The 19,946-nt window shown below is 64.8% G+C and carries 15 protein-coding genes; 6 read left to right on the top strand and 9 right to left on the bottom strand.

Annotated features, from left to right (window positions below; translation table 11 throughout):
• Positions 1-13: 13 nt before the first annotated feature.
• From EN846_RS02225 to EN846_RS02205, 5 genes are all read right to left on the bottom strand, one after another.
• Positions 14-1,645, bottom strand: coding sequence for a glycosyltransferase (locus tag EN846_RS02225; RefSeq protein ID WP_245508997.1), 1,632 nt, complete (start codon positions 1,643-1,645; stop codon positions 14-16).
• Positions 1,620-3,740 carry a glycosyltransferase gene (locus EN846_RS02220; RefSeq protein WP_127391357.1) on the bottom strand — a complete coding sequence of 707 codons (2,121 nt, stop codon included), beginning with the start codon at positions 3,738-3,740 and terminating at the stop codon, positions 1,620-1,622. The genes EN846_RS02225 and EN846_RS02220 overlap by 26 nt, the downstream gene beginning before the upstream one ends.
• Positions 3,737-4,387 (bottom strand): bifunctional DNA primase/polymerase, encoded by a 651-nt coding sequence (locus EN846_RS02215; protein WP_127391358.1) that lies wholly within the window; start codon positions 4,385-4,387, stop codon positions 3,737-3,739. The genes EN846_RS02220 and EN846_RS02215 overlap by 4 nt, the downstream gene beginning before the upstream one ends.
• Before the next feature lie 204 nt (positions 4,388-4,591).
• On the bottom strand, positions 4,592-5,521 hold the full coding sequence (locus EN846_RS02210; protein ID WP_127283226.1) for a TIR domain-containing protein: 930 nt from the start codon (positions 5,519-5,521) through the stop codon (positions 4,592-4,594).
• A gap of 91 nt (positions 5,522-5,612) precedes the next feature.
• Positions 5,613-6,392, bottom strand: coding sequence for a LuxR C-terminal-related transcriptional regulator (locus EN846_RS02205; protein ID WP_127391359.1), 780 nt, complete (start codon positions 6,390-6,392; stop codon positions 5,613-5,615).
• Positions 6,393-6,502: 110 nt separating this feature from the next.
• Here EN846_RS02205 and EN846_RS02200 point away from each other — a divergent pair, with 110 nt between their 5' ends.
• The 5 genes from EN846_RS02200 to EN846_RS02180 all read left to right on the top strand — a co-directional run bounded on the left by EN846_RS02200 (position 6,503) and on the right by EN846_RS02180 (position 13,764).
• Positions 6,503-8,644 (top strand): hydantoinase/oxoprolinase family protein, encoded by a 2,142-nt coding sequence (locus tag EN846_RS02200; RefSeq protein ID WP_127391360.1) that lies wholly within the window; start codon positions 6,503-6,505, stop codon positions 8,642-8,644.
• A 14-nt stretch (positions 8,645-8,658) separates the two neighbouring features.
• Positions 8,659-10,854: a hydantoinase B/oxoprolinase family protein gene (locus EN846_RS02195; RefSeq protein ID WP_127283218.1), complete on the top strand. Its 2,196-nt coding sequence runs from the start codon at positions 8,659-8,661 to the stop codon at positions 10,852-10,854.
• 5 nt (positions 10,855-10,859) lie between these two features.
• On the top strand, positions 10,860-11,366 hold the full coding sequence (locus tag EN846_RS02190) for an acetone carboxylase subunit gamma (protein WP_127391362.1): 507 nt from the start codon (positions 10,860-10,862) through the stop codon (positions 11,364-11,366).
• Between the two features lie 49 nt (positions 11,367-11,415).
• Entirely contained in the window at positions 11,416-12,243 is an 828-nt protein-coding gene (locus EN846_RS02185; RefSeq protein ID WP_127391363.1) for an SDR family NAD(P)-dependent oxidoreductase, read from the top strand.
• Between the two features lie 252 nt (positions 12,244-12,495).
• Positions 12,496-13,764, top strand: a complete 1,269-nt coding sequence (locus EN846_RS02180; protein WP_127391364.1) for an O-antigen ligase — start codon at positions 12,496-12,498, stop codon at positions 13,762-13,764.
• Between the two features lie 24 nt (positions 13,765-13,788).
• On the opposite strand, the gene EN846_RS02175 is transcribed toward EN846_RS02180, so the two are convergent.
• The 3 genes from EN846_RS02175 to EN846_RS02165 all read right to left on the bottom strand — a co-directional run bounded on the left by EN846_RS02175 (position 13,789) and on the right by EN846_RS02165 (position 17,150).
• A complete protein-coding gene (locus tag EN846_RS02175) occupies positions 13,789-14,874 on the bottom strand; it encodes an acyltransferase (protein WP_135913821.1) in 1,086 nt (361 codons plus the stop codon).
• A 205-nt stretch (positions 14,875-15,079) separates the two neighbouring features.
• Positions 15,080-16,300 (bottom strand): polysaccharide biosynthesis/export family protein, encoded by a 1,221-nt coding sequence (locus tag EN846_RS02170; protein ID WP_127391470.1) that lies wholly within the window; start codon positions 16,298-16,300, stop codon positions 15,080-15,082.
• A 172-nt stretch (positions 16,301-16,472) separates the two neighbouring features.
• Positions 16,473-17,150: a sugar transferase gene (locus tag EN846_RS02165; RefSeq protein ID WP_127283223.1), complete on the bottom strand. Its 678-nt coding sequence runs from the start codon at positions 17,148-17,150 to the stop codon at positions 16,473-16,475.
• A 607-nt stretch (positions 17,151-17,757) separates the two neighbouring features.
• Between EN846_RS02165 and EN846_RS02160 the strand changes: the two genes are divergently transcribed.
• Positions 17,758-18,030 (top strand): exopolysaccharide production repressor exox, encoded by a 273-nt coding sequence (locus EN846_RS02160; RefSeq protein ID WP_127391471.1) that lies wholly within the window; start codon positions 17,758-17,760, stop codon positions 18,028-18,030.
• Positions 18,031-18,135: 105 nt separating this feature from the next.
• On the opposite strand, the gene EN846_RS02155 is transcribed toward EN846_RS02160, so the two are convergent.
• Positions 18,136-19,929: an ABC transporter ATP-binding protein gene (locus tag EN846_RS02155; protein WP_127391472.1), complete on the bottom strand. Its 1,794-nt coding sequence runs from the start codon at positions 19,927-19,929 to the stop codon at positions 18,136-18,138.
• Positions 19,930-19,946 lie beyond the last annotated feature (17 nt).

Genomic DNA, 19,946 nt, shown 5'->3' with positions numbered 1-19,946 from the left:
CGGGCACGGCCGTTCACCAAGGCACGTGCAGGATTTCGAGCTTGGGCAGGCCGACCGGCCGGATGCCCAGCTCGTTGGCCAGCACGCCGAAGGCTTCGGTCTCGATCAGGTCGTGATAGGGGATTTCGGGAAAGCGCAGACCGCCGCGATGCAGGGCCGCGTCGACGAGCAGCATGGTTCCGCCGACACCGTCGAGCCCGACAATGTCGAGATGCCTGAGATCGCTGAGATGGAGGCGGCTGTAGGACCGCGCCGGCGGCTGGTAGAGGCCGCCATGGATCTGGCGATAGTAGCGATAGTCCTTTTCCGGCCGAACGCTGATGAAGGAGTTCAGGTCGAAACTGTCGCCGCCGGCTATCTTCACGCAATGCGGGACCGCGATGCGATGACCGGTTCCGACAAGCCGGCTTAGAACATCGTCCGGGAACCGCCAGACATCGATGTCCACCCAGAGCGCCCAGTCATCATCCGGCGCCAGGCCATGGTCGATCAGGTGGTTGCGCACCTTGGCGATGGCGCCGCGCCGCGCGCGCTGCAGCTTTGGCCGCGCGCGCTTCGCGCGGTCGAGGCTGGTGCCCGTCTGCTTCTGCAGCAGGACGATGTCGCGATATGTCCCGGCAAGCGGCGCCACCGCCCGCTGCAATCGTTCCCAGCTTCCGTCCGCGCTGTCGCCCTCGCAGAAGACCAGCTTGATCCTGTCCTTCGGGTAGTCGAGCGCGCCGACGGCGTCGAGAAATGGCCGGATATGGTCGGCGGCGTCGCGCAGCGGCACCAGCATGGCGACGTTACGGCCCGTCGGCGGCGGCGCCGAAAGCACCGCCTGGCCGACGCTGCGCTTGGCCGTCCCCTCATCCAGATAGGCGCCACGGGTCAGTTGGTGCCAGGACCGGTAGACCTGAGTGCGGACCCTGTCCCGCCATCGCGGCGCCGGCATGGGCGTCCACCATGTGCCCGCCCAATGGTGAATGGACAGCGTCGGCCCGTCGTCGCCGTCTCTGCACCCCGACGAGTCCACCGGCGCGAACAGCGCCGAAGGATGGATGGCGAACGCCGATTGATCGCCATAGCAGAGCTGGGCGGAGGTCATCACGCTGGGACCGGTCGCGTCGATCGCTTCCTTGGCGTGGGCCAATCCCGGCAGGAAGGACAGGAGATGCAGCCAGAACGGGTGACCGGGCGGGCTGGCGATCGTACCATTGAACAACAGGTAAGGCAGTCCGCGGAAACCCGCCTGCACCCGCGCATGCGTGTCCGGCTCCCTGCAGACCACGATGCGATCCTCGCCCGTCAAGAGGTCGAAGGGTGCCACGCATTCGCAGTCGATGTCGGCATAGACGCCGCCGAAATGATGCAGCAGCAGATAGCGTCCCGCGTCGGCGCGCAGCACGCCTTGCGAATAGCTGCAAAAGGTCGGCAGGAAGTCCGGATAGTGCCGGGCGACGAATTCAAGCAGCATCCGGTCGTTCCAGAACATCACCGTCCAGCCGGGATGAAGCCGCTTCCAGCTCTCGACATAGGCCTGGAAGCGGGCCGGGATGCTGTCGGTCTTCCAGGTCTGGTGCAGGATCTTGGGGATCATCGGCGGCTCATCGGGCGGGACGTTGGAGACGCTGTTGTCGTCATTGGCCGGCTCTGTCCGGTCCAAGGCCGTCGCGGACGGCGTCTCTTGTGGCTTGCGGCCCGAATCGTGCCCAGACGGTCGCATGCGCGCGAGCGCGCTGTCGGGCAAGGCGGGCCGGGTCGCTGCACAGGGCGATCGCCATCTCCGCCAGTCTCTCGTCCGACTCCGACAGCAGCACCTCTTCGTCCTCGATCAGGTCGAGGCCCTCCACGGCCAGCGGCGTCGCCAGCACGGGAACGCCGCAGGCCATCGCCTCGAGGATCTTGATGCGCGTGCCGCCGCCCGACGACAGCGGAACGATGCTGAGGTGAGCCTTTGCCAGGAGCGGCCTGGTGTCGCTCGGTTCCTCGACGAGCGAAACGCCGTCCAGCCCGGCGAGCGCCCGCACGGCCGGCTTGGGCGAACGGCCGGCAAGGACAACGCTCGCCGCTGGCAGCGCCTGCCGGATGCGCGGCAGGATATTGCGCACCAGCCGCTCGGCGGCTTCGACATTCGGCCTGTATCCGAGATGGCCGACAAGCAGAACAACCGGAAACCCGTCTGCAAACGTGGGCTGCGCCGGCAACGCCGCCGGCATGGCCTCGGCCCGCGGAATGCCGTTCGGAACGACGTCGATCGGCGCCGTTCCGGAAGACAGCCTTTCACGGTCGAGACGAGAGCAGACCCAGATCCTGTCGACGATCCCGGCGGCCTTTCGCTCGAGGCGTTTGAGGCCGGGCACGCTGACCCGCGAACCATCGGCCCGCTCCAATTGTCCGGCGAGATCCGATTCGACATTGTGCATGTCGAGGACGAGCTGCCCGGCCAGCGGTCGCAGCGGCCGAAGCAATCGGAACAGCGCAATGCCCTCGACGATGATGGTGTCGGGGCGGAACTCGCGAACGAGCGCCTTGAGGCGGGTGAGCGCCGGGCGCGGAATCCGGCCCTCGCCCCTGGCTCGCCGCCAGCCGAGCGCCGGAGCGCGCGGTTCGTCCGCATTCGTCAGCGCGGCCACGCTGATAGCGCTGGGGAGCGGCTGCGCATCATCGGCCCGTGGCTGGATCGAGACGAGGCGGACCGGTCCGAGTTCGGCCGCCGCCATGGCATTGTCGTAATTTCGCAGATCGGCGCCCGACACCGGCGGAAAGGCCGGTTCGTGGCAAACCACCAGGGTCCGCCTCGGTCTGCCGGATGCCGGAAGCGATGGCGCGGGGGGCCTTGCCGGGGCCAGCCGCGCCAGGCGGATGCGGGCGCGGTATTGCCATGCCTTCCGGGCTCGGCCCAACGCCTCGTGCGCGCGCACGGCCCGCATCATGCCGCCCGCGTCGGCAATCATCCTCTGCTTGATCAGCTGGCGCGCGATCCGCTGCGCGATCCAGGCCTTTCGCCACTGCAGCGCCTTCCGGTCGACGCCGTGAGCCGCGAGCCGGTTCAGCGCCAGCGCTACGGCAAGGAACGTCGCGCGCGGCGCCGTGATGAAGCGCCGCGCCATCCTGGTTTCATCGAGATGATAGAGGAGCACCGGCGCCGCGATGCTGATGACGTCGGCGCGCGCCAGAACGGCTGTCCAGAAGCACGTGTCCTCGTCGAGGCCGATCGCCTCCGGAAAGCGGATGCCGGCCGTCGCCGCTCGCGCCACCAGCGCGCTCCCCATGGCGATCGGCCACAGCTCGTTGCGGAGGTAGCGCCGGGTATTCTCGGTCCTGTCGCTGCCGTAGCCGTGCGGTGTCTTCATCTTGTCCGGTCGCCCAGCCGTGCGCCGGATGCTGGCCCCGACCGCGACGCCTGCTTTCGGATGGCGCTCGAACGCCTCACGCAGTTGCGTCAGGCCGCCCTCGATCACCTCGTCATCGGCGTCGAGGAAGAACAGGAACCGGCCGCATGCGCGCGCCATGCCGGCATTGCGCGCGGCGCCCGCCCCGCCGAAGCGCCCGGCTACGACCTCCAGCGGCAAGCCGTGCCGCACCGCGCTTTCGGCCGCGACAATCGCCGTCCGATCGTCGCAACCATCGTCGACGAGCAGGACCTCGCGGATCAGCGCGCCGTCGGGGGCAAGACTGCCCAGCGCGGCGTCGATCGTCGCGACGGCGTTCTTCGCCGGAATGACGACCGTGATATCAGCGGCTGCTTCCCTGCTCATTGCCGCTCGAAGAAGCCGCGCTTCAGCATGTGGTCGTAGTAGTGCTTGAACGGCGAGACCTGGCGCAGCGACAGGCTGGCAAGGCTCTCGATCAGCTGCGGCTCGACATCGAAGGGCGACTGGCCCTCCAGCCAGCTATAGGATGAGCCGTCCCTCAGCACGGAGGGGCTGGCGACGATATAGCCGCCAAGCGCCTTGAGGTGACCGATCCTGCGTAAGCCGCAATAGAGGCTCGACGACACCATCGGCTCGCGTGTCCGCAGATAGACATGGAAACCGCTCGGCGATCTTGCCACCGGTGTGCGGCTTGCCACGGCGTCATAGCGGCGCCGCCAGCTCAGGTAGGCGGCAATGTCGTCGAAATCCAGGATCAACAGATTGGCCAGGCCCGCAAGCAGGCCGACATTGCCGGAGAAGTCGCCAAACCAGCGTCCGACATCGTCGGCGCTTGGCGGTTTCTGCGACAGCTGAAAGCTTATCGAACAGAAGGCAAGCTCTTTCAGATCCTTGCGCTGGCTGGGCAGATGCAAGGGTTCATAGCCCATCGCCGCGAGGTCGAGATGCTTGCCGCCGGCACGAAGCGGCAGGCAGACATAGCCCTGCGTCAGCAGCCGGACTGCGTAGTCGGTCAGTATTCGGGGCTGCATCCGACAAATGTTCCGCGACCATGAAATTCCCTGCCCAATCTCTTTAGCCGAACAGCCCGTTCGTCAAGCATTGGCGCATTCGCTGCCGCCTGGCCCCTTTCCGCTTCCGGTCCCTTCACGCGATTGTGCAGGCATCTCGATCGGGCGCGACCGCGTTCAGTCCGCCGTCTATAGCTGTCGGGTGGACCGGGGGAGAACCCAACTTCAAATGTTCTTGATCGATTTCCAGTGGTTCAGGCGCTCGGCGATCAATTCCACGCGCCGCTGATTGTCGTTTCCGTCCAGGATGGTCAGGTCCTCCGGATCGGCGCGCAGATAGACGCCGGAGGTTCGTGCATTCACCTCCGAGTTGGTGTCCGAACGCGTTGTGAAGTACCCGGATGCGCGATCGGCGGACTCCAGCTTTATCTCGCCCGTCCCGTACAGCTGCGGCGCATTTGCGTCCAGCGGCCGTTCGCCGTTCCAATAGTAGAAGATGCCAGCAGACTCGCCCTTCTCCTTCGTCGCCTCGCTCCAGTATCTGGCTGACAGGCTGCCATTCTCCTGCCATGAGCGGCCGTTCAGCTCCAGCGCGCCATTGCGGTCCCGCGAAACTTTCAGCAGACTGACGGCGGAAGGCTCCCTCGCTGTGCGCTCCGTCAGGGAAAATTGCCACCAGAATCCCTCGATACGGGCGACCCGTCCTTCATTTTCGATGGCGTTACGCAGTTTTTGGTTGATCGCCCGCGTCTCCGCGGCGCTCGTTGCCTCGCCATAGCGGACCGACGTCAGGCCGAGCAGATCGCTGGGCAGCTTGGCGCCATTGGCATGCAGGATGAATGTCCGCCGCATCCCCAGCACCCCGCCGAACAGCCCAGCCTCGAACACCACATTGTCCCGCGGCGAAGCCTGGGCGGGAACAGTGGCGGTCGATTCCGGCTGGCCCGCGCTCGTCCAGTCGTCCTGAGCGAACACGAACGCGGCGAAGTCGACCTCGCGCGTCAGCTCGAGGAGGCGTCCCAGCGTTGTCGTTCCGGGATTGAAAACCGTCGTCCACGGCTCGACATGGGCGATGTCCTCGAGGCCGCGCGTCAGCGCCTGCAACAGCTTCTTCTGTTTCCCCGACGAACCGAGAAAGATACGAGGTTTGGCCATTCCGTTCCCTCCGGCGCAACGAACACTCCCCATAGCGTAGGCGGATGACCTATCTCATTGCAACGACGGCAGTGCGATGCGGAGTTTGCCGCTATCTCTCTGTCGGGTGCTGGAAAAACTGCAGGAACAGCTCGCGCTCGGTGGTGATGTCGAGCTTCTCATAGATCCGCCGGCGATGGTTCTTGACGGTGCCGACGGTGATGCCGAGGCGCTCGGCGATGTTGGCGGTCGGATGCCCGGCCAGCACCAGCTGGACCAGCTCTCTTTCGCGCAGCGAAAGTTCCGGCCAGAGGCTCGCCGGGACAGTCGGTTTCTGCTGAGGCGAGGCACCGGGGCCTGTGGGGGTCGATGTTCGGGAAAACGCGCTGCCGCGCGCCTTGATGTCCAGCGCATGCAGTGCCTCGAACACCGGCAACCGCTCGACGAGCAGCGCGATCTCACTGTCCTTGAACGACGCGGTCGAGCGATCGAGGAAGATGCCGAGGCACCAGTCGCCGCCGTCGGACAGCATGATGCCGACCTCGTCGCAGATCTCCGACTGCGCCAGGAAACCGGCTATGTATTGCCCGCGCTTGGCCCTGTCGTCGGCGAAATGCTTCAGAGGCAGGATGCCCAGCCGGCGCTCCTGCCGCCAGGAGGCATAGAAGGGGTCGAAGATGTAGTAGCTGGCGAGATAGCGTCGCACCATCTCGTCCGAAAAGCGCCGATGCTTGACGAATTCGGGCGTCGTCGTCGCCGAATAGCGGGTGACCGTGACCAGGTCATGCGCGATGTCGGCGCCGATCAGGTCGATCAGGCAGTCGACATGCCGGTCCGTGCCGGTGGCGGCGATCGCCCTGGCCAGCGGCGCCCAGATAGTGCCCATGCGCATGCCCTTTTCTCGGCGAACCCGGCCCAAGCGTCATTGTGTCTTTAGGCATATGGCGCGATCGGGCCGATCGAATCTAGCCTGCGGTCATTCTCGGCAAGGGAAAGCGACCCGTGGACCAGATCACCACCAATCCCATCGTCATCGGCATCGACGCCGGCGGCACCATGACCGACACGATCCTTGTCGATCAGGACGGTCACTTCAAGATCGGCAAGTCGGCGACCACGCCGAGGAACGAGGCCGAGGGCTTCCTCGCCTCGGCAGAGGACGCGGCCGATGCCTGGGGCATCTCGCTGCAGGACCTGTTTTCGGGCGTCAACGTGGTGCTCTACTCCGGCACCGGCATGCTCAACACGCTGTTGTCGCGCACCGGCCGCAAGCTCGGCCTGATCACCACCAAAGGCCTCGAGGACATGATCCTGATGGGCCGCGGCCTGCAGGCCTGGGCGGACTATTCCTATGCCGACCGCCTGCATGCGGTCACCCATCACCATCCCGATCCGCTGGTGCCGCGCCGCCGCACCCATGGCGTGACCGAACGCATCGACCAGTTCGGCGACGTCATCCTGCCGCTCTACGAGCACGAGGTGCATGCGGCGGCCAAGAAGCTGATTGCCGACGAGGTCGAGGCGATCTGCATCATGACCGTCTTCTCGCACGTCAATCCGGCGCATGAGAAGCGCATCGCCGAAATCTGCCGCGAGGAAATCGCCGCCGCCGGCGCCGACATCCTCGTCTACACCAGTCACGAGGTGCGTCCGGTCGTCCGCGAGCAGTCGCGGTTGAACTCGGTGCTGATCGAGGCCTACGCCACCTCGCGCGGCCGTAGGCAGCTCAAGGGCATCGAGGACGTCTCCAAGAAATACGGCTTCAAATACGGCGTGCAGACGCTGCTCTCTTTCGGCGGCCTGACCTCGATCAACCATCCTCGCCTGCACGAGACCATGATCTCCGGGCCGATCGGCGGCATCCTGGGTGCTGCCTATGTCGGCAAGCTGATCGGCAACGACTCGCTGATCTGCTCGGACATGGGCGGCACCTCCTTCGACATGGGCGTCATCACGCGCGGCCAGACGCGGATCGAGAACGAGCCGCTGATGGACCGTTTCAAGCTCAACGTGCCGACGCTGCATCTTGATACGATCGGCGCCGGCGCCGGCATGATCCTCAAGGTCGATCCGCTCACCCGCAAGGTTTCGCTCGGACCGGAAAGCGCCGGCTCCGATCCCGGACCGATCTGCTTCGCCAAGGGCGGCACCGAGCCGACCATCGCCGACTGCGACGCCATTCTGGGCCGGTTGAACCCGCATTACTTCCTCGGCGGCAAGGTCGTGCTGCAGGTCGAGAAGGCGCGGAAGGCCTTTGAGGAGAAATGCGCGCGGGTGCTCGGCGTCGGCGTCGAGGAAGCCGCCGAAGGCATGATCGAGATGCTCGAGGCCGACGCCAACAACGCGCTGCGCCGCGTCATCTCCGGACAAGGCATCCATCCGTCGGAGTTCACGCTCTTGTCCTATGGCGGCTCCGGGCCGCTGCATCTTGCCGGCTGCTCCAGGGGCATCGGCTTCAAGGACATCCTCACCTTCCAGTTCGCCGCAGCCTTCTCGGCCTTCGGCTGCACCACCGCCGACTTCATGCGCCGCCATTCGGTGTCGACGCAGATCGACATCGGCGCGCGCGCCAGCGACGACGAGCTGCAGGCCTTCGGCGCCAAGGTCACGGCCGTCTGGAACGATCTGACCAGGGCGGCGGTCGACGAAATGGTTGCCGACGGCCATGCGCTGGACAAGGTCAGGACCGTGCCGTTCCTGATGATGCGCTACACCGGCCAGCTCGAGGATGTCGAGGTGATGGCGCCGCTGTCGGCAATCGCTTCGGCCGACGACATGCGCAGGGTCATCGCCGAGTTCGAGGCGGTCTACGCCAAGGTCAACCACCGCGTCTCGCGCTATGGCGAAGCCGGCTTCTCGATCACCGAGCTCGGGCTGATCGCCACCGCCGACAAGGTCAAACCGATGCTGGTCAAGCGGCCGCTCGGCAAGCCGGATCCGGCTTCTGCCCACAAGGGCGTGCGCGAAGCCTATATCGGCGGCCGCTGGCACAAGGCCAATCTCTACGAGATGGACCTGCTGCAGCCCGGCCACGAAGTCATCGGCCCGGCCATCATCGAACATCCGGCGACGACGCTCGTCGTCCACCCGCAGGACCGCGTCTTCGTCGATGAATGGACGCTGCTCCACTACTCCCACGCTTGAGAAGGCCGAACGCCATGCTGGACAAACCCGCCTCAGCGCTCCGCATCCGCGAGCGGCTGATCGAATCCGAAAGGCTGATGGAAGAGACCGGCTGCTATGACGGCATCACCGAGCTCGAGCTGCGCAACCAGGACCCGCTGAAGTTCGAGACGCTGCACACCAAGCTGCGCGCCTACTGCGTGTCGGCGCGCGAGATGGCCCGCCGCATCTCGGCCTCGCCCGGCGTGCGCGAAGTCGGCGAGATGGTCGTCGCCATCTACACGCCGGAAGGCGACGCGATCGCGCTCTCCAACGGCATCATGGTGCATGTGCACACGATGAGCCGCTTCATCAAATGGATGATCCGCAACGGCTACGAGGAGAACCCGCAGATCCGCGACGGCGACATCTTCGCCAACAACGACGCCTTCATCGGCACCGTCCAGGTGCCAGATGTGATGGACGTGGTGCCGATCTTCCATTCCGGCAAGCTCGTTGGCTGGGCCGGCGCCGTCTGCCACGAGCTCGAGGCCGGCGGCATCACCCCCGGCGGCGACGTGGCGCTGGCGCAGGAGCGCTTCACCGAAGGCCTGTTCGTCTGCGCCGAGAAGGTCGGCGAGAACGATGAGCTGCGCCGCGACTATGTCATCCGCTGCGAGCGCAACTTGCGCATGCCGATCTACTGGGTGCTGGACGAGAAGGCCAAGGTCGCCTCCTGCATCGACATGCGCGAGAGCGTCAAGGCGCTGATCGACGAGATCGGCCTCGACTACTGGATGCAGGTGTCGAAGGAATTCATCGAGGAGGGCCGCCGAGCCCAGCTCGCCCGCACCCGCCAGCTTACCGTGCCCGGCATCTATCGCGGCCACACCTTCTACGGCCACGTCACCGCCGGCAAGCCGGGCTACCAGCCGCTCGGCGATCCCGACTGGCTCTACAACATGCCGATCGAGATGGAGATCACCACCGACGGCAAGATCATCATGGACTTCGAGGGCACCCAGCCCTGGGGCTACCATTCGATGAACTGCACGCCGGCCGGCATGGATGGCGGCATGTTCGTGACCCTGACCCAGCACATGAATTTCGAGGGTCTTGTCAATGACGGCGCCTGGATGGCGACGGAGCTGAAGCTGCCGCACGGCACCTGGACCAATCCGGACAACGAGATGGTGGCGACCGCCACCTCCTGGGCGCTGCTGCTGCCCGCCTATGGCGTCTTCCAGCGGCTCTTGTCGCGCTCCTTCATCGCCCGCGGCTTCGTCGAGGAGGCTTTCGTCGGTCAGGTCAACAGCCCGATGATCGAGATGGGCGGCCAGAGCCAGTACGGCACGCTGTTCGGCATGGCGCATTTCGAATGCGCCGCCGCCGGCTCCGGCGCACTTGCCATCAAGGACGGTCTCGACACCGCCTATGTCGGCTGGAACCCGGAATCCGACATGGGCAATATCGAGATCTGGGAACAGAACATGCCGATGCTCTATATCGGCCGCTCCATCGTTCCCAATTCCGGCGGCGCCGGCAAATATCGCGGCGGCTGTTCCTTCCTGTCGACCTGGCTGGTTTCGAAGACCGACCATTTGCGGCTGGTCACCTCCGAGCACTCCTCGCGCGTCTTCGACAATGGCGGCTTGTGCGGCGGCTATCCGGCGCCGACCTGCCAGAAACATCGCGCGGTGCGCGACACCAACATCTTCGAGCTTGCCGAAAAAGGCGCGCCGCTGGCGCACCACACCGGCACCAATCCGTATCGCTCGGAACTGGAGGTGCGGCTCGAAGGCCAGCATGTGACGATGGAAGGGCCATACATCACCGCGCCGCACAAGACCGGCGACGTCTTCACCCATTCCTACAATGGCGGCGGCGGTTACGGCGACGTGCTGGAGCGTGATCCGCTCAAGACCGCCTGGGACGTCGAGAACGGTTTTCTCACCAGGGAAGCGGCGGAAGGCATCTTCGGCATCGTGCTCGACGAGGACGGGGAGGGCTTCCCGGTCGCCAATATCGAGGCCACCAAGCGCCACCGCGCCGAGATGCGGGCCAAGCGGCTGGCGCGCGCCAAGCCCGTTTCCGAGTGGATGGCCAAGGAGCGCGAGCGGGTAAAGGCCGCCGATTTCGCGCCCGAGGTGAAGAAGATGTATGCCAGCGCGATCAAGCTTTCCGCGCGCTTCACCAGGGATTTTTCGACCTTCTGGGATGTCGATGCCCAATCGACCTTCGGCGTGGAGTAGGGGACATGACCTCATACAGCAAGGAAGTCATCGCCGATCTGGTAGCCGGCACGCTGCCCTGGCCGCAGACGCGTCGCATCATGAGCGCCTACAAGGACGACGACCGCTTCTTCAAGTATGTCGCGGTGCTGCAGGATCGCGTCGGCTGGAAGGATCCGATCCTGCTGCCGGTCGGCGACCACCTCTTCATCTGCCAGAGCGGTGGCGAGCGGGTGACGAAATGCGAATGCGGCCATTCCTTCGGCGACTACCGCCGGAACTGGAAGCTGAAGGCCGCGATCATCGTGCGCGACACAGAGGAGACGCTGCGCGAAATCTACCCGAACAGCGACCTGCCGGATCCCGAATGGATGGAGATCCGGGAATTCATCTGCCCCGAATGCGGTACCCTGCACGAGGTCGAGGCGGCGGCGCCCGGCTATCCGATCGTGCATGATTTCGAGCCGGACCTCGAAGGCTTCTATCGCGACTGGCTGGGCAAGCCGCTGGAGCCGTCAAGCAAGGGAGGTTGATGGCGATGGGCGGGGAGGTTATGCAGCCGTCTGATCCCGGAGGTGCTCGATGACCAATCTGTCCGGCCGCAGCGCGATCGTCACCGGCGGTTTTTCCGGCATGGGTTTCGCCATCGCCGCCGCGCTCGCCCAGGCCGGGGCAAGCGTCGCCGTCGGCTCTTACGTGGCCGCTCCAGATTCGGGCGGGACCGATGCCGCCTACTATCCCGGCGCCGAAGAGATAGAACGCGTCCGCTCGGCGCTGGCCGCGCATGGCACCAGGGTGCACGCCGCGCATCTCGATGTGCGCGACAGCGATCTCACCAACCGTTTCGTTGCCGAGGCGCAAGGCGCGCTCGGGCCGATCGATATCCTCGTCAACGCTGCCGGCACCACCGCCGAGCAGCCGGTCTGCGGTCATTCCGACGCGCTCTGGGACAAGATCGTCGACACCAACCTGACTGGCGCCTTCCGCGTCACTCGCGCCGTGCTGCCCGCCATGATCGAGCGCGGCTGGGGCCGCATCGTCAACATCGGTTCCACCGCCGCCACCGTCGGCTGGAAGGACAATCCCGCCTACTGCGCCTCCAAGGCCGGCCTGCTCGGCCTCACCCGGTGCGTCGCGCTGGAAGGCGCGCCGCACGGGGTCACCTGCGTCATGATCAGCCCCACCTGGGTCGAGACCGAGCTGATGCGCCGCAACGTCGCCCAGGTGGTGGCGCGCGAAGGCAAGGGCCGCAGCGTCGAGGAGGCGATGGACGAACTCAGGAAGGGCAATCCCCAGGGCCGCATGTTGCAGCCGCAGGAGATCGCCGCGCTCGCGGTGTTCCTGTGCTCGGACGCCGCCAGGGGCATCACCATGGAAAACATCCAGATCACCGGCGGCGCCTTGTGGTAGCGCCGGCGCGCGAGGGTGGCCGGCAGCGCCTCGACACGCGCCGTCGCCGCATTCGCGCCATGCGTTTGTGCCATATGGCTTGCAGGCGCTCATTTGCCCGCGACAACATTTGTCGTTGAGTGCCGCACGATAGGACGGTAAGTTATATTGCACTGCACAATGGAAGCCCGGATCGGGAATGCCCCGGGGCTTCGCACCGGCCTTTGACAGCCCGCTCCCGAGGGCTCAGCGAAAGAGATATCCGGTAGGGGTATGAAGATTCCAAAATCCTTGTTGATCGATCCGGACAGGAATGCCGTCTACGGCGCCTTTGCCGTTGCCATCTCGGTCATCGCCTTCGCCTATTCCACGAATTTCGGCAAGGTTCTCATCCTCGCCTATTATGCGGTCTGGCTGCCGCTGATCCTGGTCGACTACCGGCGGTTCCTGCGGCATCTCTCCGACGCCTGGCTGCCGCTGCTGTTCGCCGCCTATATCTGCTTCTCGGTGTTCTGGTCGCATGCGCCCGGCACAACGGCGCGGGCGGCGCTGCAGTATTTCTCGCACATATTGTGCGCCTATGTCGCCGCGCGCACGGTCAGTGTCCGCACGCTGGTGGTCGGCTCGCTGATCGGCATCTTCCTCGTGCTGCTCTATTCGCTGCGCGTCGGCGGCTACGCGCTCGACACCATCGACGGGACCACCAATTTCGTCGGCGCCTTCGGCTCCAAGAACCAGGTCGGCTTCTTCGCCTCGCTCGGCCTCTATTTCTGCTTTGTCTTTGCCATCTTCTACCGGCGCGGCTGGCAGAGCCTGGTGTGGACGGCGCCGATCGGCCTGCTGTCCCTCTATATGCTGGCGATCGCCCATTCCGCCACCTCGGTGGCGTCGCTGCCGGCGGCCGTCGGCGTCGTCCTGCTGCTCGGCGTGAGCAAGGTCCTGTCGCGCCGCTATCGGCGGGTGCTGTTCACGGTCGGCACCTGCGCGCTGGTCGGCGCGGTCATGGCTGCGCTCAATCTCGGCCTGCTCGACTTCGTGCTCGGCCTCTTCGGCAAGGACTCGACGCTTACCGGCCGCACCTATCTGTGGGAGCAGGGCTGGGAGGCCGCGCAGCAATTCCCGATTCTCGGCTATGGCTACGCCGCCTACTGGGTGCAGGGCTTCGCCGAGGCCGAGCGGCTGTGGGCCGAGTTCTACATCACCACCCGCACCGGCTTCCACTTCCACAACACCTATATCGAGACGCTGGTCGAGCTTGGCTTCGTCGGGGTGACGCTCATTGCCCTGGTCATCCTGCGGTCCTTCTGGGGACACGTTTCGTCGGTGATCTTCCGCGACTGGCGCGTCGATTCGGTCGTGCTTGCCGGCGCGGTGGGCCTGATGCTGCTCCGCTCCTTCTTCGAGGTCGAGATCCTCGGCCCGTATTTCACGGCCTCGTTCGTCGTCTATTACGGCCTGTTCAAGTTGCGCCCGGCGCCCGTGGCGGCGCGGCCGCACCGCACGCGCGTCGCTATCCAGGAAGCGAAGCCCGCAAGCGGCTGAGCGCCTGCTCTCGTTGAGAAAAACTCAGGCGATGGCGCGAGAGCGCTGGGTCAGCCGCTGCAGGAAGCGCCGTACCGGCTCGTCATAGATGCGTGTCGCGACGTCGGCGATGACGATCACGGCGCCCGCCATGGCGATGCCGAACCAGGGATGGTTGGCGAACGGATCGATGGAGGCGGCCTTGCCCGCTCCCGCGATGATCATCAGCATCGGCGTATGGATGATGTAGATCGGGTAGGAGATCCGCCCGAGCCAGCCAAACAGCTTCGCCAGGCCGGGCCGGGTGGGCGCCGCCGCCCCGACCGTCACCATGACCGGGAACAGCAGCACCACGCAGATCAGATCATAGCCAGCGCGCGCGCCGCCGCCGGCCGGCGCTATGGCGAAGATCACCAGCGTCAGAAGCAGCGCCATCTCGGCCCAGTAGCCGCTCTGCAGGAAGCCGGTGCCTCCCTGCGCCATCGACCGGCAGATGAGGACACCTAGGAAGAACGAGAAGGCGACGCGCGGCAGGCCGCTGGCGATGGTCGCGCCGGTCATGCCGAAATCGAGGGTGCCGGAAAACACCGCGGCGACGATCAACAGCGCGAGGCTGCCGGCGACGAGCGCCGAGAGCACACGCTTCGACAGGGCGAAGAACAGGAGCACATAGGCGATGTTCACCAGCAGTTCGAAGAACAGCGACCACGAGGCCGGATTGAGCGGGAAGATCGTGTGATAGGCGTTGCCGACCAGCGGGATGAACAGCATGCCCGTCGTCAGCATCATGGCGATGTCGGACATCGGCATGTAGTCGCCGGGCATCAGCGTGTTCTTGATCAGCAGGTAGAAGGCGCCGAGCAAGGTGCCGGCGAGGTAGAGCGGATAGAGCCGGATCAGCCGCACCAGCAGGAAGGATCCGAATCCCATCCCCGCCTCGATCTTCCGGTCATAGGCGTGGGGGATGACGAAACCGCTGAGCAGGAAGAACAGGTCGACCGCCAGGTAGCTCGACGGCAGCACCTTGCCGTCGGCGAGGAACGGCGAAAAGTGGTAGAGCATCACGCAGATCGCGGCCACACCGCGCAACGCGTCGAGATTGAGGTAGACGTGACGGGTTGCCGGCTGCATTCGTGGCCTTCATCAGCGGATCGCTCCGCGACTTCTTCAGCGGCTCTCCTGCGCCCGCCGGGCGGCACTCGATGCTGCCTTTTTCAACTCTTGCCGGCGCCCCACTCGTCCGGCCTGCCGAACACCTGAGCCGCGTCGCGCCTCAGGTGTTGTTCCTATGCATGTCGTTGTCCCAAAATCGCTGCGCGCTTTTGGGCGGCATGCATTACTGGCTGGTCATCGGCGCCAGCTTCACCTTGATCACGTCTCCAGGCAGCACCGGGGTCTCCTCGGTCGCCGCGATCTCGCTCGTCTTGCCGTCGACCACCCGAACCAGCACATACTGAAGCGCGGGCTGATCGCTGTTGGTCATGGCCGCCTGCGTCGCGGGGTCCGAGGCCACGGTCATCAGGCCCTTTTGCATGCCGACCCTGAGTTCTGCTTCCTTCAGGTCGGTTTCGACCTGCTGCCGGTCGGAAGCGAGGCTCGATCTCAGCGTGTTTTCGGCGTCGGTGGCGTCCTGCGTCGCCTTGCTCATCGACTGCTTGGCAGTGAGGATCGCCGTCTCGTAGTCCAGGATCTGCCCCTGCAGGTCGGCGATGGTCTGTTCCGAATTCAGCACCCGCGTCTGCACGACGAGGCCCTTCTGCGCCAGCGCGCCGACGCTGTCGAGCTGCTCCTTGGCGAGGTCCACCTGGCGTTGCTGGTTGACGATCTTCTTCTGCAGCGACTCGATCTCGTTCTGCAGAAGGTTCTTCAGATCGTCCAGCGCCTGCAGCTTCAGCTTGAGCTTCTTCTGGTCAGAGGTCAGCACCGCCATCTCGTCGGCGACGATCGTCGCCACCTTCGGATCGTCGGCGACTTCCTTCGGCGCCTCGAATGTCGTCTTGTCGGCGAGCTCGGCGTCGATGCGGGCGCGCCTGACGACGAGCCGAAGCCGCTGGTCGTCGTAGATGTCGAAATTGCCCTTGGCGGTGATCAGGTCGCGATCCTGCTGCGGGCCATTTTCCGCGTTGCGGCGGATGCCGCCGGCGACGCTGATCGCCTTCAATACGGTCAGTTCCGGCACGTACGGGAATTGCCCGGGGCTCTGCACCTCGCCAGAAATGTAGAACGGCCGGAACTGCACCATTTCCACCGAGGCTTCCGGCTTGTCGGAAAGCGCAAGCTTACGCTGCAGCGTCTCGCTGATCGCCGCGGCGATTTCGGCGGTGGTCTTGCCGACGGCCGGCAATTCTCCCGCGAACGGCACCGACAGCGTTCCTGCGGGGCCGACCGAATACTCTCCGTTGATGGCCGACCAGTCGCGGAAGGTGCCCTCCACGGTCTGCCATTCGGCGATGCGGATGTTGAGCTTGTCCTGCGGTCCAAGTTGGTAGTCGCCGGCGATCGCCGGGACGGCAAGCAGAAGCGCAAGGCCGGCGACAGCAAGCCGCGCCGGCATCATGGGGCGCGACAGACGGCTGTCGCGAAGGAGTCCGAATATGTCTGTTTTCAACTGAACGTTTCCGATCCGCTTGCCCCATCGCCCGATGAGCTTGCTGCCGGACGCTCGATCCGATGCGAAACGGCGTCCCAATCGAAGGTGCCGCGCTCCTTGCGGAGCCCGGCTTTGCGGCTCAGTAGCTGCCGCGTGACATCCATACTGCAGGCACTGTCTTGAAGATGATGCGAATGTCCTCGAACAGCGACCAGTTCTCGACATAGTGCCGATCGAAGGCAACGCGGCTGTCATAGGACACGTCGTTGCGGCCGCTGACCTGCCACAGCCCGGTAAGTCCCGGACGCGACTTCAAATAGTAGACCGCCGCGCTGCCATAGATCTCCAGTTCGTCGCGCACGACCGGGCGCGGTCCGACCAGGCTCATGTCGCCCTGCAGGATGTTGATAATCTGCGGCAGCTCGTCGAGGCTGAGCTTCCTCAGCACCTGGCCGACACGCGTGACGCGAGGGTCGTTCTTCAGCTTGCGCGTCGCGATCCATTCGGCGTTGGCCTCCGGATTGGCGGCAAGATGCGCGGCCAGCACCCGCTCGCCGTCCTGGACCATGGTGCGGAACTTGAGGCAGGGGAAGATGCGGCCGCCGCGGCCGATGCGCTTGTGGCCATAGAAGATAGTCCCGCCGTCGGACAGCTTCACGAGCATCGCGACCATCAGGAACAGCGGGCTGAGAAGCACCAGCCCGGCCAATGAGCCGACGATGTCGAAACTGCGCTTAAGCAGGCCGCCGATCGGTGGCGGAAAATCAATGCCGGCATGCGAGAAACCCGCATCGGCCGACTTGGCAATATCCCTCATGCCGCAACTCCATACGTTGAACGAATGGTTTACGGCACGATATCAAAAAAATGCTGCAGCGCAACACACAATTTCCCATCGCGATGAAATAGTCACGTCATGAATTGACTAAATAATAAACGTGCGCTGCCCAAAAATTCACCTTTATGGCACGTTTGTGACAAGATATGAGCAACACCAGGAAATGTAGTGCCTTTTTGAGGCCATTTTTGGGCGGATCGTTCCTTGTCGCAGAGGGGATCGCTTAAACTCACCTCCGAATCACTCGCATGGGCAAGTTATTCCAGTAAAATACTAATTAATATTGTAAATTCTACTGCAGCATAATCCGCTTTTCGCAATCGGCTGTGAAGCCTGCGTGTGCGACGCAGCATGGCAGAGTCGAAGCCGAAAACCCATTCGAAATTATTTGCCGTTGGCCTTGCCCGCGCGTCCCCGCCTTAATAGAGTCGCAAAATGTTCCTGTTAGAGTTTGGATAGGTTGGGAAGGCCGGAAGCAACCGGTCGAAAGCGAGCAGCAGGAATAGCTCGCGTGGCGCATGGGGAGATACTCGGGTGGGTAAGCCGTCACTTTTGCATGCTCGCGTCGGTTGATGGATCGACGGAGATGTCACTGCCAAAATTCATCTTCGGGATGCTGTTCGCCCTCGCGATCGTGATCTCGTGGTCCTATTTCGAAGGCGCCTCGCTCGGCACGATCGTGCTGCGCGCCGTGATCTGCGCCGCCATTATCCAGGCCGGCTATTTTGTGCTGGTCTTTCTCATGGTTGCCAGGAGCGTGCCGACCACGGCCGACAGGATGCGCGAGGCTGAAAGAAGCCTGGGCGCACCGAAGGCTGCCGAAGGGGAGAAGTTCAGCGCCAGGCGCAGCATCCGCTAGAACAATTTCAGGTAAATTGCGTAGCGAGTAGAGCGGGCCGGCGATTCTATGAAACGCTGAACCGCTCCAATGCGGCGTCCCGCAGCAACGGCCGACCGAGCGCCCTCAGCCGGCGTCGGCTACCTCTCGTTCCGCTTGCTCGCCCGACAGCATCCTGGACAGCCGGCTGCCGGATTTCGCCTTCAAGCGCTGATACTGCCCGACCTCGACGATGTGGCCGTTCTCGATGGCCACGACCCAATCGGCGAAAGCGATCATCGAAGGCCGGTGCGCAATGGTCAGGATCGTCATCGTGCCGCGCAGCCCGTCGATCGATTTGGCGATCAGCGATTGATTCTGCCAGTCGAGGGCGCTGGTCGCCTCGTCGAGGATGAGCAGTGACGGCTTGCGCAGCAATGCCCGCGCCAGCGCGATCCGCTGGCGCTCGCCGCCGGAGAGCCGGATGCCGCGGTCGCCGACCACGGTGTCCAGGCGCTGCTCCAGCCGCTCGACGAAATCGGCGGCATGCGCCGAGCGCAGCGCCGTCCACAGCTCCGCGTCGCTGGCTTGCGGCGCGGCGAGCCGGAGGTTCGCCGCGATCGTATCGTGCAGCAGGAACACGTCCTGCGGCACATAGGCCACCTGGTCGCGCCAAAGCCTGCGGTTTCCGGGCCCGATCTCGACACCGTCGGCGAGGATCTTGCCTTGCGACGGTTCGAGCAGGCCAAGCAGCATGTCGGCGATCGTACTCTTGCCCGACCCAGAGGGGCCGATCAGCGCGGTGACCTTGCCGGCGGGAAGGCCGAAGGTGATGCCGCTGACGACCGCCTTGCCCTCCACGGCATCGGCAAGGCCGCCATAGGCGAGCGAGACATCGCGTATGTTGAGCCCGACATCGAGGCTGAGCCTCGCGCCTTGCGTGCTCTGGCTTCCCGCCGGCTCGCGCTCGGCGTCGAAGCGCGTCTGCAGGCCTTGCATCGAGGCGTAGGCCGGCAGGTTGATCAGCAGCTGCTGCGCCTGCGTCTGCATGTCCATGAAGCGCGGGGCGATGCGCATGAAGACCAGCAGCAGCACGACGATCTCGGCCAGCGAGAGGTGGAAGCGGGTGAGCGCGATGTAGATGAACAGGCTGAGGCCGATGACGCTCGCCACCTGGAACAAAGCGGTGCCGATCGTGCTGTTGCGCACATAGTTGAGGTTGTCGGCCTTCATCTTCTCCAGCGTCGCGCGCAGCTGCGCGAAGTAGCTCGCCTCGACATTCAGGCTCTTGGCCACCTTGATGCCGCCGAGGAACTCCGAGACCGTGCGGTACTGGTCCTGGCGATTGGCCGTGAGCACGCGGCCATAGGCCGTCGCGCGCGAGCGGAAGGGCCGCAACGCAACGAACATCAGCACGCCGATGACGATGGCGAACGAGGTCATCACCGGCGATATGAACAGCGACACCACCAGATAACCGGCCAGCAGCACGGCGGTCTGCGCCAGCATCAGCAGCGAGAAGGCGGCGGCCTGCACGCGGTCGATGTCGCCGGTCAGCGCGTGGTCGAGATCGGAGCTGCGCGTGCGCGCGAAGATGCCCCAGCGCGCCCTGCCGATGGCCTCGAACAGATCCATGCGCAGTCGGTTGACGAAGTCGTAGAGCAGCCGCGCCATGTAAACGGACTTGAAGCGGTTGAAGCCCGCCTGCAGCGCGACGAGGCCGACGAGCAGGCAAAGCACCGTCGCCAGCCCAAGCGTCCCGCCAGGCGCCAGCCAGTGCAGCAACGCATTGTCGGGCAGCCTGATGGCGAAATCCTGGTCGGATTTGCCGATCAGATGCAGCAACGGGATGAGCAGCAGGATCGAGACGCCTTCGGTCAGGCTGCCGAGGACGAGGAAGGCGAGCGCGATCCATGTCCGACGCCCGCCGATGCCGGCCATGACGGCGCCGAAGCCGG

This window comes from Mesorhizobium sp. M4B.F.Ca.ET.203.01.1.1, assembly GCF_004791025.1.
Lineage (GTDB): Bacteria > Pseudomonadota > Alphaproteobacteria > Rhizobiales > Rhizobiaceae > Mesorhizobium > Mesorhizobium abyssinicae.
The sequence above is the reverse complement of the archived record's forward strand: the minus strand, read 5'-3'. Positions and strand labels throughout refer to the sequence as shown.

Excerpts from the sequence above, each read along its gene's own strand:
- EN846_RS02220 (WP_127391357.1), bottom strand. The coding sequence starts at position 3,740 with ATGAGCAGGGAAGCAGCCGCTGATATCACGGTCGTCATTCCGGCGAAG.
- EN846_RS02160 (WP_127391471.1), top strand. The coding sequence starts at position 17,758 with ATGTCACTGCCAAAATTCATCTTCGGGATGCTGTTCGCCCTCGCGATC.
- EN846_RS02205 (WP_127391359.1), bottom strand. The coding sequence starts at position 6,392 with ATGCGCATGGGCACTATCTGGGCGCCGCTGGCCAGGGCGATCGCCGCC.
- EN846_RS02180 (WP_127391364.1), top strand. The coding sequence starts at position 12,496 with ATGAAGATTCCAAAATCCTTGTTGATCGATCCGGACAGGAATGCCGTC.
- EN846_RS02185 (WP_127391363.1), top strand. The coding sequence starts at position 11,416 with ATGACCAATCTGTCCGGCCGCAGCGCGATCGTCACCGGCGGTTTTTCC.
- EN846_RS02215 (WP_127391358.1), bottom strand. The coding sequence starts at position 4,387 with ATGCAGCCCCGAATACTGACCGACTACGCAGTCCGGCTGCTGACGCAG.
- EN846_RS02195 (WP_127283218.1), top strand. The coding sequence starts at position 8,659 with ATGCTGGACAAACCCGCCTCAGCGCTCCGCATCCGCGAGCGGCTGATC.
- EN846_RS02210 (WP_127283226.1), bottom strand. The coding sequence starts at position 5,521 with ATGGCCAAACCTCGTATCTTTCTCGGTTCGTCGGGGAAACAGAAGAAG.
- EN846_RS02175 (WP_135913821.1), bottom strand. The coding sequence starts at position 14,874 with ATGCAGCCGGCAACCCGTCACGTCTACCTCAATCTCGACGCGTTGCGC.
- EN846_RS02170 (WP_127391470.1), bottom strand. The coding sequence starts at position 16,300 with ATGATGCCGGCGCGGCTTGCTGTCGCCGGCCTTGCGCTTCTGCTTGCC.
- EN846_RS02165 (WP_127283223.1), bottom strand. The coding sequence starts at position 17,150 with ATGAGGGATATTGCCAAGTCGGCCGATGCGGGTTTCTCGCATGCCGGC.
- EN846_RS02155 (WP_127391472.1), bottom strand. The coding sequence starts at position 19,929 with ATGGCCGGCATCGGCGGGCGTCGGACATGGATCGCGCTCGCCTTCCTC.
- EN846_RS02190 (WP_127391362.1), top strand. The coding sequence starts at position 10,860 with ATGACCTCATACAGCAAGGAAGTCATCGCCGATCTGGTAGCCGGCACG.